Origin of the sequence: Mangrovimonas sp. YM274, from assembly GCF_030908385.1 — a bacterium.
Taxonomy (GTDB): domain Bacteria; phylum Bacteroidota; class Bacteroidia; order Flavobacteriales; family Flavobacteriaceae; genus Mangrovimonas_A.
The window spans coordinates 1,584,083-1,600,497 of record NZ_CP133091.1 but is presented as its reverse complement, the minus strand read 5'-3'; the positions used below and the strand labels follow the sequence as shown (position 1 = coordinate 1,600,497).

At 35.4% G+C, this 16,415-nt stretch carries 11 protein-coding genes; 6 read left to right on the top strand and 5 right to left on the bottom strand.

Going from position 1 to position 16,415, the window contains the following annotated elements; translation table 11 throughout:
* Nucleotides 1-41 precede the first annotated feature (41 nt).
* The 6 genes from RBH95_RS06980 to RBH95_RS06955 all read left to right on the top strand — a co-directional run bounded on the left by RBH95_RS06980 (nt 42) and on the right by RBH95_RS06955 (nt 9,652).
* The gene (locus RBH95_RS06980; RefSeq protein ID WP_307901964.1) at nt 42-1,505 is read left to right on the top strand and encodes a tyrosine-type recombinase/integrase; all 1,464 of its coding nucleotides are present in this window, start codon (nt 42-44) and stop codon (nt 1,503-1,505) included.
* Nucleotides 1,495-2,163 (top strand): hypothetical protein, encoded by a 669-nt coding sequence (locus RBH95_RS06975; RefSeq protein WP_307901963.1) that lies wholly within the window; start codon nt 1,495-1,497, stop codon nt 2,161-2,163. Before RBH95_RS06980 ends, RBH95_RS06975 begins: the two co-directional genes overlap by 11 nt.
* A gap of 126 nt (nt 2,164-2,289) precedes the next feature.
* Entirely contained in the window at nt 2,290-2,721 is a 432-nt protein-coding gene (locus RBH95_RS06970) for a hypothetical protein (RefSeq protein WP_307901962.1), read from the top strand.
* A 286-nt stretch (nt 2,722-3,007) separates the two neighbouring features.
* Nucleotides 3,008-4,054 carry a carbon-nitrogen hydrolase family protein gene (locus RBH95_RS06965; protein WP_307901961.1) on the top strand — a complete coding sequence of 349 codons (1,047 nt, stop codon included), beginning with the start codon at nt 3,008-3,010 and terminating at the stop codon, nt 4,052-4,054.
* A gap of 830 nt (nt 4,055-4,884) precedes the next feature.
* Nucleotides 4,885-8,043: a DEAD/DEAH box helicase gene (locus RBH95_RS06960; protein ID WP_307901960.1), complete on the top strand. Its 3,159-nt coding sequence runs from the start codon at nt 4,885-4,887 to the stop codon at nt 8,041-8,043.
* A 1-nt stretch (nt 8,044) separates the two neighbouring features.
* Nucleotides 8,045-9,652: a hypothetical protein gene (locus RBH95_RS06955; RefSeq protein WP_307901959.1), complete on the top strand. Its 1,608-nt coding sequence runs from the start codon at nt 8,045-8,047 to the stop codon at nt 9,650-9,652.
* Between the two features lie 83 nt (nt 9,653-9,735).
* Here the strand turns inward: RBH95_RS06955 and RBH95_RS06950 are convergent, their stop codons facing one another.
* The 5 genes from RBH95_RS06950 to RBH95_RS06930 all read right to left on the bottom strand — a co-directional run bounded on the left by RBH95_RS06950 (nt 9,736) and on the right by RBH95_RS06930 (nt 16,405).
* Complete coding sequence (locus RBH95_RS06950; protein ID WP_307901958.1) at nt 9,736-10,389, bottom strand: hypothetical protein; 654 nt, start codon at nt 10,387-10,389, stop codon at nt 9,736-9,738.
* The gene (locus RBH95_RS06945; protein ID WP_307901957.1) at nt 10,379-11,386 is read right to left on the bottom strand and encodes a cyclic GMP-AMP synthase DncV-like nucleotidyltransferase; all 1,008 of its coding nucleotides are present in this window, start codon (nt 11,384-11,386) and stop codon (nt 10,379-10,381) included. Before RBH95_RS06945 ends, RBH95_RS06950 begins: the two co-directional genes overlap by 11 nt.
* Before the next feature lie 2 nt (nt 11,387-11,388).
* Nucleotides 11,389-12,006: a hypothetical protein gene (locus tag RBH95_RS06940; RefSeq protein ID WP_307901956.1), complete on the bottom strand. Its 618-nt coding sequence runs from the start codon at nt 12,004-12,006 to the stop codon at nt 11,389-11,391.
* Nucleotides 12,007-12,009: 3 nt separating this feature from the next.
* Nucleotides 12,010-12,240, bottom strand: a complete 231-nt coding sequence (locus RBH95_RS06935; protein WP_307901955.1) for a DUF2188 domain-containing protein — start codon at nt 12,238-12,240, stop codon at nt 12,010-12,012.
* Nucleotides 12,241-12,913: 673 nt separating this feature from the next.
* On the bottom strand, nt 12,914-16,405 hold the full coding sequence (locus tag RBH95_RS06930) for a DEAD/DEAH box helicase family protein (RefSeq protein WP_307901954.1): 3,492 nt from the start codon (nt 16,403-16,405) through the stop codon (nt 12,914-12,916).
* Nucleotides 16,406-16,415 lie beyond the last annotated feature (10 nt).

Genomic DNA, 16,415 nt, shown 5'->3' with positions numbered 1-16,415 from the left:
CCATAAACAAACGGTTTAGTTCACTCTAAACCGTTTTTTTTATGTCCACATTAAATGAAATCCTTACATTTGAACACGAAAGTGAACACAATTTCGCACACGATTTAGAACACAATTTGGCACACAAAACCAATTTTTCCACCCCAAAAATCTACGATGCAAAAGGCGACCTCAAGAAAAGATGGTATGTCTATTTTTCGTATCGCAACCCAGAAACGGGCAAACTCCAAAGAATGAAAAACATTTATGGAACTGCCCACCTCTACAAAACCAAAGAAGACCGACTGGCGGTACTCTCGAAATACAGGATAAGACTTTTGAAACTTTTAAGACAGGGCTACAATCCTTTTGCTGATAACACGGCATTATTTCAGTCGAAAAATCCAGGCATAAAGGTTCTGAATGCTCCTGCTCCACCAAAACCTATTGAAGAAATACAACCAGAGGATAAACCAATCCTTCCTGAAACCGCTCCAAAATTAGAAAAGGAAGAAAAAACTGAGGTAATTTCACAACCTATAGCTGAACCTAAAGAAGAAGGTCCCGTTCCTCAAATTGAAGCTCCGAATGAAACCTTTGAGGAAGAAGAAAAGGTAATGACTGTAAAGGAGGCCCTTAATTTTGGGATGGAACTAAAAGGTAAGATTGTAAAACCTGCCACCTTACAGGGCTACTCCTACTCTGTGAACATTTTCATCAAATGGATTGAGGAAAACCGCCCAAAGATCAAAACCATTGATCAGGTCAACAAAAAAGTGGCTATGGACTTTTTAAACCATATCCTTTTAACATCCAGTTCGAGAAACCGAAACAATTACAGGTTAAATCTTAGCAGCATCATGCAGCTTTTGGAAGACAATGACATCATCATTTCCAATCCGATGAAAAAAATTCCTGTGATGAAAACAAAGCCCAACCGAAACAAGACCTATACCAAAGAAAAGCAGGAAGCTATTTTTGAATATTTGGAGAAATACGATCCTATATTATTATTGTACATAAAATTTGTTTCCTATAACTTTTTAAGGCCTATTGAAGTAAATCGATTAAAGATTAAGGACATCAACCTAAAAAGTAAAACACTTCAATTTGAAGCAAAAAACAAGGTTTTCAAGACCAAATTGATCCCTGAAATTTTGATTGCTGATCTACCAGACCTATCAAACATGGATCCAGAACACTATTTGTTCACACCCGATGCCATTGGGGCTGAATGGGATGCTTCGGAAACCAATAGAAGAGATAATTTCTCCAAGCGCTTTAAGGCTGTAAAAAGACATTTTGGATTGGACAGCAATTATGGACTCTATAGTTTCAGACATACATTTATTACGCAACTCTACAGAGCACTGGTTAAGAATTCTACTCCGTTTGCAGCAAAAAGCGCCTTAATGGAGATTACAGGACATACAACCATGGATGCTTTGGAAAAATATTTAAGGGATATTGATGCTTCCCTACCTAATGACTATTCACACTTGTTACAAAAGGCAAATGACCAATAGTATTTTTGAAACCATAAAAAATAACATCACAAGGCTTTTTATCTTCTATGTGCCCGAAATCCTTTATGATTTTATACAGGATTCCATTTACAGAGATATTGTTCCAAAACAAGATATAAACACAGTTGCTTTTATGGACAGAGACAGAAAAACCTCTGTTGACCCAGCAAGATTTGAAAAATATACACTCCTTGAAAAGAGTGCCGTATTCGAAGAAAATGTTTTTGTCCTTTTAGATGCAAAAGAAGCTTTGGGTAATACCCAATTTGAGCATTTGTTCTTAAAATATTGGGAACATTTGGATTCCTTTACAATGCTATCACAATGGATGCACGATAACATTCATGAGTGTATCCATTTACCAAGTGAAACCATTGTAGAACTTTTTGCAATCCAAAGGCAGCTTTTCGAAGACCACCGAAGCATTATCCTACAAAAATATGGCAACCCTAAAACACGAGAACGAATAAAAAAGTTCACGGATAATATAAAAGCTCAAATGGCCTCTCCTAATTTTAAGGTGACCGTTCCAAAATTACATGCTCCAACACCTCCAATCAAGAAGAGTCCAAAACCTCGAAAAAAGAAAACGGAATTGATCACGGATGAAGAAGTCGATAAGATGTTGTTGGAAACTGTTTTTAATGTTCTCTATTAAATATGAGTACAATTGTTATCATGATTGCCAATACAAAAATGACTACAAATGTAGTCAGCATCAACAGTTCAAACTGAAAAAACAAAAAATATACGTCAAACGAACGTTCATTTAACGCTTAATTCATTGGAAAACGAATTTTATATCTGTAACTATTGCCACAAGGAATATACCCCAAAAAGAAGACGCGCTCAAAAGTTTTGCAGTAATTCTTGTCGCTCAAAGGCCCATCATGCAAAGCAATCAAAACCTACAACTGAGGTCATCTCAAACGAACCTAAGGAGGAGAAAAAGCAGAAGGTAGAATCAATGAGTATTGCGGGAGTTGGAAATGCCGCTGCGGGTGCTGCAACCTATGATGGACTAAAAGCACTACTGACTCCTGAACAACAGAGAAAAGCCACAAAAGGGGATTTGGACGTATTGCTAGCTCGCATTAAAGGAAAATACCACCCAATAAAAAATCACCCCTCCTCTCCAGATGGCAAAAAGCCGTTTTACGATATGGAAACACAAGAAATTGTTTATAGGGCTCCTGCTCCTTGGTTGAAACATTGATTTAACTCTTAAGCTCTTTCTTAGAAAAACTTCTATTATATCTCCAAAAGCCAAGTAATGATTTGGCTTTTTTTAATTAACCTAGAGAGACCTATTCAACCGACACCCTACTTCACTAAAAAAACAAAGTCATTTTCATACAAGATTGACATAAAAACATGACTTAGAAAATGCATACTCATTATATGATGGGATTAATTTCCTTTAGATGTTTTTTCGATATTACTTATATTGTAAGAGATAACTCTTTCCGATCTAATTATAAAGCAGACAAAAACCAACTAAAATGAAAAGAAGATTTAAAAGTATGAGACTTGGCCTTTTTATGTCAATGCTATTAACACTAACAATGAGTTGTACCAATAAAAAGAATATTCGTGTTGCTGCAATCCAACTTAATGTTAAGGTGGGGCAATTTGATGATAATCTTGCGAATGCAGAAAAGTACATCCGAAAAGCCTTTAAAAATGACGCAGACCTTGTACTAATTCCTGAGTTCTTTACCTCCCCTGGCTTTGGTTTTCCTTTCAATAATAAGGTAGTGGAGGACATAGAACCTTTTGAAGGAAAATCATTGAAACTTCTCAAGTCGCTCTCTAAAGAATATAACGGAATTATTGGAGGATCTTTTCTAGCCTTTCATGGAGAGGAAATACATAATAGTTTTGTACTCGTATTCCCCGATGGCCAATATTTTGTACACAATAAAGATTATCCAACCTATCATGAAAATTGTTTTTACTCAGGAGGAGATGATGATGGAGTTTTTGAGACTGAAATTGGAACTATTGGGGTGTCTTTATGTTGGGAATATCTGCGCACTGATACGGCCAAAAGAATGTTGGATAAGGTAGATCTTGTTATTGGAGGCTCTTGCTGGCCAGCATTTGAAGATCCCGAACAATCAGTTGATGAGAATCACCTTGCCCTATTGCAAAATGCACCTACCGATTTCGCAACTCTGCTTGGGGTTCCCGTGGTACATGCAAATCATGTTGGGAAAGTAAGCGAAAACTATATCTGGGAAGACGAACCAATAAACTCTACCATGTATTTTTTGGGAGAAGCAAAGATTGTTGATGGTCATGGTAAAGTAATTAAGAAATTATCCTATGAAGATGGCGAAGGCATAATCTGGGGAGACATCGAAATGGGTAAAGTTAAAGGATCAACTCCCTCGATTCCCGACAGATTCTGGATACCTCAATTTACAGAAGAACAACACCAAAACTGGAAAGCCGCTTTATCAGGTCCATATCGTAAATTTTATGAAGAAGTTACTTTGCCATACATTCTCAAAAGACAAGAAAATGGAAGTGATATGGAACTATAATGAAGCTATCCCGAAAAGTGTAAATCTTATTTTGGATAAATAACCTCTCTTCAGATTATACAATACACTATTCTAAACGTTGCAACGATCGTTGCTGCTCCAATCTGAACCGTTGCAGAATGAGCTTTCAAACGTTGCAACGATCGTTGTTCGACCGTGGCAAAGACCCAAAATTTGGGTACGTTTGTAACCATTATTAGCCAAAAAGCTGTTTTTTGACCACAATTGCCATCACCAATCGAGCTGTTGATTGAACTGTTGATTTGACAACAAGTGTGGTTAAGAATTAAAAAAAACATATAAACATTACTGTTGGAATGGTTGATGAAGCACGACAATGAAAAGTTATTTCACATATTGCCACAAATCAAAAAATCTCAATTCAAAACTGTTAAAAAATCAAGTTCCAACTGTTGAAACAATCGTTGTATCCTTTTAAACTCAAAAAGGAAAATAGACTTATTCACATCACCCATTTATGAAGATCTCCATCAAAACACTCCTTCCCTATCAAAATGTTTAAATACATTTTTGCAATATAGAAACGTAAAAACTCTCCAATTTTGCATATGCTGCAAAGGCCAACCAATAAATTTTCAAACAATACCAAGGAGTATATATTAGTATTACGGGAAGCCGTATAATTTTACTGACTTTTTTATTATTTTAGTAGTACTAACCCAACCAACAATGTACTACACATTACAAAACACCGTGTTTTCATACATCCCGCTTGAGTTCATACTTTATTTCACACAAAGAAACCTGCAATTATGTTTTATGGCACGGCACAAACATGGCAACCCTACACTTATATAATTTTAAAATTTATGGCAAAATATCAAATTGGAGACCCCGTTATACATGTCAATTCTAAAGAAAAGGGAATCATTGTGGAGGTTTGCCCACCTGCACGAGGCAGACAACTTTATCGTGTTAATATTGACAACAGCATAAAAAATTGCTTGGAAAGTAACTTAATCCCAGACACTGATCTAACCAATCCATTTGAAAGATTGCGACAAGGAATTTTTGGGACATTCCAGGACTTTGCTAAACTCAATACAAGTTTTAAAATTAAAAATACAAGCAACAATACCATCTCCTCTCTAAAGGCCTCCAACACCATTTTCAAAGCCTACCAATTTAAACCCCTGTTGAAATTTATCAACTCTGAAAACCGCAGAATACTTGTTGCGGATGAGGTTGGTTTAGGAAAAACCATAGAAGCAGGTCATATTATGTTGGAATTAATGGCAAGACGTGAAATGGGAAATGCACTTATTGTATGCCCAAAATCTTTGCAGGAAAAATGGCAATTAGAACTTAAAGAAAAATTCAATTTTCATTTTAAAATATATGAAAGCTCCAAAGATTTAGTTGAAGATATCCAAAGAGCCGATGGCACTATTAAAGCTATTGTTAATTATGAGAAGATCCGTTTGCCAAAATCAATTAATAACAAAAAACCTTCTAAAACCCCAACCCTTTTTGAGTTATTGGAAAGGAAGAACATTAAGTTTGATTTCATGCTTTGTGATGAGGCACACAGATTGAGAAACCATACCACACAAACTCATAAAGGGACAAAAAAAATCATTGAGCATGCTAATGCCGTGGTATTTCTTACTGCGACACCAATAATGATTAGTGAACAAAATCTCTTCTATCTTTTACAATTATTGGATGAACACAAATACACTGAATATTCTACATTCCATAACGAAATTGCCGTAAATAGACCTTTTGTGAAAGCACTCACACAAATCAACAAACATATACCTTTCTCTACCATAGCTCATGATTTAGAAAATGCAGAAGTTTCTCTTTATTACAGCTCTGGAGAGGAACACCTTGTTGAATGGGAGAAAACATCTTTGGTAAAAGATTTGTTTAAGGACATCCCTCTTTACCAAAAAATAATAACCGACTTGAAAACAAAAAACGATTTGCCAAAAACCAGAGTACAATTACAATTTGATATTTCTGACATGAGCGAATTGAACAAAGTGTTTTCCCGTACTCGAAAAAAAGAGGTCACACAAGATTGGTCTCAAGCTGTTAGAGAACCCCAAACCAAAATTGTTGAATTATACCCCCAAGAGCGCTATGAATTTGATGCCATTATAGAAGAATATATAGATGAAAACACCTATATAGATGACCACGGAGTGGCTAAGATGACACAGGGCGGAGCTCTTGGATTGATACAGAAAAAAAGACAGGTTGCCAGTAGTGTATATGCCTATTTAAATGGTCGCAAAAATTTAGATAAGGGCATCGATACATTCGAAAACGCCAAGGATGCAAAATTTGAACAATTGCTAGAAATAATTAACCATGTAGTCTATAAAGAACATAAAAAACTAATTGTTTTTGCCCTTTTTAAGAACACCTTGAAATATCTTCATTTAAGACTTAGGAAAGAAGGTATCAAAACAGTCATGATCCATGGAGATGTTGACGACAGAATCTCGGAAATAAACCAATTCAAAAACGACGATACGCTCCAAATATTACTGTCCTCTGAAGTTGGAAGTGAAGGTTTGGATATGCAGTTCTGCGACGCTCTTGTAAACTATGATTTACCATGGAACCCAATGGTAGTTGAGCAACGTATTGGACGTATAGACCGCTTTGGACAAAATTCACCTATTGTGAATATTTACAATTTAGTTGTTAAAAACTCCATCCAAGAGGACATTTATACTAGATTACTGGACCGTATTGGGATTTTCAGAGGCTGCATAGGAGATTTAGAAGCCATCTTGGACAAAGATCTGGACCGACTAGGAAATATAGGTGTAAGAAATATTCGAGAGTGGTTTTCATCCTTAGAGAAAGAGTTGTATTGTAAAGAAATTTCTGAAAAACAACGCAAAGAAAAAATTGATGCTATTGAGCGTGCCATTATAACCGAACAAAGGAATCTAGAAAAGATAAGTGAAGGATTAACAGACAGTTTAACTAATGATATCTATTTTAAAAATGAAATTGAGAGCATCCAAAACAACCATAGGTATGTTACAGAAAAAGAATTGGTTAATTATGTAAAGACTTTAATAAGAACAAAACTCACAACTTGTGAATTGACTTTGGTTGACGAGGACCAACTTTTATATACACTCACTTTACCAAAAAGCTCTCCAAAGGCCCTCATCAATTTCCTAACAGCACATCAAACCCATGACACCGATACTATTATAGCCTTTAAAAGATTTACAAATGCCATCCAAGACAAAACTACCTTAACCTTTACATTTTCTCAAGAAACAGGATACAACAACAAGGAGCTCATACGCATTAATGCCTATCATCCAATAGTCATCGCAGCGATGCATTTTTTTGATGCCGAAAGTCAAACCCCAGACAATACGTTTCAACTTTCCCTTGACAAGCAGCTTCTTAAAAATGCGCTCCAAACCGGCGATTACTTTTTAGCCGTTTATTCCACGACCATCATAAAAAAATGGTTCAAGGGCGCACAAAAAACAGAGCATTTAGTCCCCATATTATTTAACATTCAAGAAAATGAGGTCATAAAAGATAAAAACCTCTCCGAACAAGTCTTAGGAGAGGCCCAATTACATGCAACGGCACAGGTAAGCAATAACCAAATTCCTAAACATTTAATCACAGATTTAGAATACATCCTAGCCGAGGAAATTGACCTTATTGACACAGCCGCTAGAGATGAACAAAAAATGAGAATGGAAACGCACAAAATCATGCAAACACAGCGTAAGACTGAATTCTATGACAACCGTATCAACAGACAGAAAAACATCATAAAGAATTCTGAGAACAAACTGGCATTTATATTGGATGAACAAGAGCGGAAAAACATTGAAAGCATCTTACCTGCCCAAAGAAAAAACCTTCAAAATCTTGAGGTAGAAAAGGAACAAGCCTTAGAGGAAATTAATGCCAGTGAACTATTGTACAAAACTCCAAAATTATTATCGCTAAACCACATAACTATCTATTGATATGAGCTATACCGTTGGACTTGATTTTGGTACCCATCAAACTAAATTATGCATTGAAGATGCTAGTAACCCAGTACAAAAACGCTATGAGTTTGTAGAACATCAGAACAGGCACGGAATAACGACCGTACTTTTGCCATCTATTGTACAAATCAATCAAGACGACACTGTAAGCTATGGGTTTGTAGATCCGGACCGATGTAAAACGGAGATTCCCAAACCCGTTAAGGAAGTTTTGATGCAACCAAACCTTAGCAAAACCCCTCCAAAACCATCTCCACCCCTATATCAAGACACCACTGATAGAATTATTCAACTAGAACAAGAAATTGCCAAAACAAATGAAAAGCATCTCAAACGGGAACTAAACAAAAATCGCAACCTTTTGGATAGACACAACAAGAAAATGCAAAAGGACTATACCAAAAGCTTAACACAATGGAAGAAAATCAAAATAGAAAACCAAAGGAACATAACAGCATATGAGCAAAAACTTAAAGCAATAGAGATAAAATATGAAGCGGAACTCAAACAATGGCGACTCAATCCTCAATCCCAAAAAATCTACCGATACTTTAAACTAGCCTCTTTTACCAACTCCTATAAATGGCAACATGACTTAAGTGCTGATGTTATTTCTGTTTGGTATCTCACCTTTATTTTATTAACACTTCAAGAAAAACTCGGCACAGAATTTTATGTACAAATGGGGATCCCAAGTGGTATTAACAAAACTATTTTGGAAATCCAAGAAAGGAAAGCCTACAGTATCCTTATTGGAGCCTACAAATTGGTTGACCGTTACAAAACAAAGGACAATTTCCTATCACAAAACTACTTAAGCATATTAGAAGCGACAGAACTAAACCCTTTATTTTCTGATAATGACCTTCTTATTTATGGATTAAATGTCATGCCGGAAGCCTTTGCAGGACTTTCTTCAATTACTCACCAAAAACGCATTGAAACAGGAATGAATTTATTGGTTGATATTGGAGGTGGTACCACAGACGTTGCTTTTTTTACAATACAAGATGACCTACCGGACATACATTACGTGCTTTCCTTTTCTAAAGGCCTGAACTTTATTTTCGAAAACTATATCAAACAATACAAGGACATCACTTTGGCCGATGTACAAGATCTATTTCAAGAAAAAAAAGGAGATCATGCTGTTTTTGAAACATTTATCAAGGACTATCACCATCAACTTCAAGAACAAGTAAAAAAAATGCTGGAGGAGATCATCAAATCATTTGAGTGCAGTAAGGACAAACATCAAATTCCAATTGCCAAACTAATTGAGGCCCTTGATAACAGACCTTTAGTCTTTTGTGGTGGTGGAGCTATCTATAAAAGCATGCAAATACCGCTAGAAACATTTGCGGAAATAAAATTAATCAACAAGAACCTTTTAAATATACAGTCACTAAGAAACCCCCATATTCAAGACAAACTCTTCCCCATTCTAGCCACCTCCTATGGCTTGGCTATCCCAATGGAAGATGAAATGGTTATCACCCCTATTGAAAAGGTATTCGCCCATATAGAAGCTCCGGAACACATGCGGGACTCCTATAAATATGATCATGGATTATCGGATATTTAAAAGATTTTGAACAAAAAGCAATTTCCGAGACTGCCAACTATTTAAACATCTACTATAGCCAACTTTCCATTGACAAACTTTTACTAATCCTGATTTTCAGTCATATATGTATCAATAGCATCTTTAAAGGCAAGCATATCATTTTTCAATACATCTTTATCAATTAAATATAACTGACGCAACTGATTTAAATGAGATCCGTTTTTACACTTTCTTAGTCGTTTACCTGACCCACAATAACAATCTTGATGTATTTTTAATTTTGGAGCTTTAGCAGCCTGCAATATTAACCTAGCTGCCTTAATAGTATCGTTTATCCCTAAAATATCTTTATACCCCTCAATTATACCATTATCTCCATGAGAATATTCGTCTGAAAAATACTTCTTATTTATTTCATAGTAGGAATTATTTTCAAAATACCTAACCACTATTTCATCTATAAATTCCAGTAAAGATTTAATGGAGGTTTTCAATAATACCTGAGACTTAGCTCTTGTTGTAAAACAACAAGAGCCTGAATCAGGGTAAATGTGTCGATCCATTTTATGTGGTATTCTACCACCAGTTTCATATACCGTTGGAAAAAACCTAGGATAAAGATCAAGCTCCATATAAATGCTGTAGCCATCTCCATCAGGCAAGAACAACTCTCCTTCTAAAGTATTATTCTTTGAGTTATAATATAACCCCCGATGTCTACACAAAACATCATCTATTTGATCGCTAATCTGCATATGGTTTAGGAGTAATTTTAGCTGCAGCCATTGAATTAGCTAATGCGTGGTTTCTTTCCGATTCCCTTTTGTTTTCTCCTTTGGGAAATCTTGAACCAAATTGGTTCGCTCGTAAAATTTCTGAGGCATTTTCAAAATTGTCCTCATTAGATGCCTTTTCACAATCAACCTTCAAACTATGCAACGCATTAAGAAAACCTGTTTTACGCGTATCACTATAACCTGCAAACACATTCTCTCCCTTCGGTGTGGTGGGCCTAAGGCATTTGAACCCATTAGTCTTATTTAGCTCTGAATCGATTGCTATAACAGTTTCCCTAAAGGCCTCATCAAGATTATCCGCATCAACATAATGATTAACAGCTAAAATTGTCAATTCAAATCCACTGGGCAGTTTAAGTGACGAATTATTATTTTCCTTGTAATTCTTCCATGCTTTCAGGCATCTTACTATGGCCTCCAATCTAGGCTTAGATTTCTTCTCTTCATTAAACCACTCATAAAAAGCCTTTGGATCACTTAAAAGCCAACCCTTAGATTTATGTGCAAGCTCTATAGTATCTCCCTGCTTATAATAAATTGGTAAATCAATATGTCTTCCGTCACTAAAAACAACTCTAATACAAGTAGTCTTTTTAATCGGTTTTTTATTGGTATGGTCTTCTACAGAATTATAAACCCAATTATGCCAGATATCAATAGATTGCTTTTTACCTTCGCCATCCTTCTCTATAAAATAAACACCATAGTCCAAGTCATATTTTCTTAAGATATTGCCATCGGAATCATATTCAACAATAGGATTAATAGTTGTATTCATTTCGTATGAACCTTGACCATGAAACTTAGGTTGGATTTCATCTGGTTTATTATCCTTGAACCATTTTCTAATTTTTCTCCTAATTTCTTTTCTGCTATTAGCCAAGGATTCCTTACGACTACTATTTAATGTAATTTCTTTATCAAATTTGATAAACTCTTTATGTAATACTGCCATAATTAAAAATCATGTTTTTTATTGTTACTAACCCATTTTAAATCCTTAAACTCCCCTTTAGTCTGAAAAGGAGTTCTATTCGTAAAATACCCGCCAGAGAGCATTTTTTCATTACCATCCTTGATGAACTTAACTACTTCGGTACCATAATGTGGAGGAAATCCTTGATCCTGGCTACCATCATTTAAATAGTTATAAATCATCTTGAAATGTTGGTCATCTGGGGTAGTTTCAACATACATACCTTTATTTACTGAAGGAGATGATAAGCTACCGTCTGCCTTTTTGGTAAATGAGGTGATATTTATTTTACTTCCACTTTGGGATACAATTTTTATATGATCCAACTCTCCGGTTTGCAGCAATCCATTCCCATCCAAATATTGATAAACAATCTTACCTTCATAGCGACCAGAAAAATCATCAAACCAAAACATCCAGGAAAAAGGCCTAACATTCCACAAATACCTAGTAATCAAAACAATAAAAAGCGTTAAAACACTAAATATGGAAATTGATAACCCAAGTGATTCTTTGGTAAAATATATTAACACAAACACTATTATTACCATGCCTATTAACACATTGGGGTGGTAATATTTTAAGTAATCTTTCTCCATACTTTATCCTTTAGATTGTTTTGGGTCAATAGATCTTGGATAAGTACGCTCTTCTTGAAAACCTCCATTGTTTTTGTGGATTTTCAAGGATCCTCCTCCTTGATTTTGAATAAATTCTTTGGACACCTTAATAGCCTCTTGCTTATTGGTATCAATAATTTTAGAAGCACGTTGTGCATTCTCCTGTTTAAGCTTGTACACACCATTATCATGTACTAAATGGTAATTTTTCATTGTTAAATGGTATTAATCAATTCTAATAGTGATTACGGACACTATCACATAAACCGTGAAAGGGAATCGGGATATTTTGAGGACAGGCTAAAACCGCTTTTTTCACATGTCCAAAATATGGGGCAATGTCCTTTGCATTACACTACTCTCTTTGTTTCACTTAACTGTTTGACAATTACCATTCCTAAATTGTTAAAATTTTAACAAAAATGATAATATGTCACAATAGGTTATATCGATGTCTCAATAATAGATTAAGAGCTTTCTTACTTCGCCAAACTGTAATTCTGGATATTTTTAAGGTCTGTCATAATTTCATATCATTAAATAATTGATACCTGAGGCAATATTACAACAAAACTATGCAATATAATTGCACAGTTTGTTTTTTTACACAAAAGAGATAAAAAAACAGTATTGTAGAACGGGTTCATACAATTCAGTAAAAAGGCCGATTATTCTAGCAGACTGAATTGAAAAACTAATAATATAACCTGGATCGTAAAGTGGATCACAAAGAATACTACCTTAAAATTTAAAAGAGGAAGTGGATTGACTGAGTCCTTAACTTGTTTAGGGCTATTCATAATACCAGTATTAAAAATTATGCTGCAATTATAGATACCCGCAATATAAAGTAAGAGTTTGGCTTAAAAGCTCATAGTGACCTATTCTAATTAGCCTGATTAAAATCTTCTACAATTTTGAAAATGGCATCTGCTTGTTGAGTAGTAAACACCCCATCGATTCCCATGGTATGGTAGTTTTTAAAGGGTGCCTCATATAGTTTGCTAGGTTCTATCCTACCATTAGTTGTTAAGAATTTTTTTATGGTATCCAAAAATTGAATTTGAATTGCATTAAGTTGGTAGTCGTTAATGAATTGCGCAAAAGCAGCATCAACTTTTTCAGAGCTTAACCCCATTAAAGAAATAATGAATTGAACCATATTAAATTGAGTTCCTAATTCCTTTTCAAGGGCATTTTTATCAATACCTTCCTCGAAAAGCATATGTTCTAATGCTAATAACTCCTCTTTAGTAATAGCTTCCCCCTTACGAATTCGATTTATAGTTATATGGTTTTCATTATCTCTAACGATCTTTTCCAATCTATGCACATTATTTTGGAATGGAGCCCCATTATTCTTAACCGCCCCATTCACCATACCTCCTTCCTTAATCTCATCCTCAATAATATAATCAGCAAAATCGGTAGTTACATATCTTTGGTCTACAGGGTCCATGTACTTAACCAACTCTCTTACCCCCTTTCTTAATTTTTCCAAGTGAGCGATTCCTTCAATCTTCCAAAAGCTTTCCTGTAATGGTAGTTTTATTAGCTCTTCTTTGGATTTAACTTCAGGTATTGTAGTTTTCTTCAGTAATTTTTGAGATGTAGTGGCCACTTTAGTAATAGGGGCCATAAAACCATTCACATAAGTTTCATTATTCGGGGTTTCCAGTCGTTTGGCAATTAAATTATACAGTAGTTTATCATAATATCTTGCCATATCCGTATCACCTTTTTGTGGTTTCACTAAAGGCGCCAACTGATCTTCAATACGTTTGACATCTCGTTTACTCAAATGATTCCAAAGCTCTCTATTATCATTGCCAAACTCATGAACAATCTGCAAATTCATTTTCACATCAAAACGCTCCAAATCCAAGGTAGCGATATCATTATATAAACCGTCCAATAGTTCAGTTCTAAATGATTTCAATTGGTCATTATCCTTAAATTGGTCACTTCTTAAGTATTCCGCAAGATGTAACCTCAATCCAAATATTATTTCTGTTAAGCCTTTTTGAGATGTGGTTTCAATACCTTCTGGGTTTTGCTCAAAGAACTCAAAATTACCACACAAGTCAAAAATCATGAAATGTGATTTATCCTGACCTGGACCAAACAAATCAGGCCGTAAACGCGACCCTCTACCAATCATTTGCCAAAATTTAGTATAGGACTTCACCGGTTTGTAGAAAACCAAATTCACGCAACTGGGAGCATCTATACCAGTATCCATCATATCTACCGAAATTGCAATTTGCGGCAAACGATCCTTTTCTTCATCACAAAAGCGATTTATAAATTCTTTGGCTTTGGGTTCACTATGCGTAATTACTTTGACATAGTCATTACCATAAAGCTCTTTATCCAATTCCAAAAAGGTATCCTTCAAGAATTGTGCATGTTTTCTGTTTTTGGCAAAAATGATGGTCTTCCCTAATTCATCTCCCCCTCGTTTTTTAATACCATGCTTTAATATAAAACGTAAGGTTTTAATAGCCGTAGGCTTATTGAAAAGCCAGGAATTCAATTCGGATGAAGAAACCCACTCATTTCCTGTAGCTTCTTCCCCATCTAATATTTCTTCTTCAAATTGTTCCTTTTCTTCGTCAGAAAGCTCGCTATATCTTATTCCTTCCTTCAAAAATTTTGTTGGAACCTCTATAGAATTATATGGGTTTAGATACCTTGGAATATTGTTAACCGCTTCCTCGAATGTATAAGCATCCGTAGGAGTTTTATCAGCCAAACCAAAAACATGATAGGTATTCTTATCAATACTATTTTTAGGAGTAGCCGTTAAACCCAAAAAAATTGCATCAAAATACTCAAAAATAGCCTGATACTTTTTGTAAATAGAACGGTGTGCTTCATCAATAATAACCAGATCAAAATGACCAACTCCATAAAACCGAGTTTCACCATCCCTACTACCATCTATTAATCCCATCATGGTTTTATAAGTAGAAAAAGCTATACGGGCATCGGGATTATCCTTTTCTTCCAATAAATTAACGCTAGCATGCTCAGGAAGGTGCTTTACGAAGTTGCGCTTGGCCTGATCTACCAAACTTATTCGATCAGCCAAAAATAAAATGCGCTTAGCCCAATTGCATTCTAGCATCATTTTTGAGAATGCTATAGATGTTCTAGTTTTCCCCGTTCCTGTTGCCAATACCAATAAGGCCCCACGGTAGGTCCCTATTAATTTTCCATTTTTCTTATCCGTCCCTGCAATATGTTCTGCTATACTTTTTATTGAACGCATTTGATAAGTACGCCCTGCAATATCGGTATCAATGGGAGCAATTCTAATATCCTGTCGATGTGAACGACGAAACATTAAAGTCTGTAGCTCTCCTTTTGTGTAAAAGCCATGTACTGGCCTTGATTGTTTATAAAACTGGTCGTCCCAAAGATAGATTTCGTACCCATTGCTGTAGTACATTACTGGTCGGCGACCAAACATTTTCTCTAAAGAGTCGGCATATAATTGTGCTTGATTTTCTCCTTTGGTAACACTTTCCATTGTTTTTTTAGCTTCAACCAAAGCCAAAGGCAGACCATCGTCATCCCAAAGCACATAATCTACAGAACCAAGACCTGAAGGGTTTGTGGAAATTGGCATATACTTAACTCCAAATTCCTTATCGTTAACCCCTTTTAAATCCCAACCAGCTTCACGCAAGTTTACATCAATAATGTACTTTCTCGTTTCATATTCATTTCGAGGGTGTACTACCTCATCCTGAACATTAGCAAGCTTCTTATTTTGCCCAAACGCTTGCTGTTTTAAATGCAATTGACGCTTTAACAATTCATTTTCGGCAGCCAGTGCTTGCTTCTCTTCCTCCTGTTTTTTAATTTCTTGCTGAAAAGAAGACAACTTATCATCAAGGGATTTTTCAAGGGCTTCTATTTCTCTTTTGGTAAGTGTTACACCTCCTTTTTCTGGAATAACTTCGAAGTTAAATAGTCCAGGATCTTCAAAAGAGCCTTGTGCATATGATCTTGCAAACCACTTTGCAAAATAGAATAAGTATTCTATGGTATTATGGGAATCTACATCAGTAACAGTTTTATTATGCGCAGCTAAATTTCCAATTTTTTTAATAAGATGTAGCTCATTGTAAAGTTTATGGTTAAATTGATTTCTAAAACTCGACTGGACCAATAAGCTATTTAAAGTCTTATCATTAGGCAGTTCCAGTTCATCATCATTAACATACATCCAGTTTACAGCAACTTCAAGGGCCATACGGGCATAAAAGAGCGACGCTCGAGGATCCGTAATAACTAATTTTTCTGCATTTACAGCCCTTTCATAAAAGGTAGTAAACTCGCTTTGAAGAAACTGGAAATTTGTATTCATAGCTCTAATA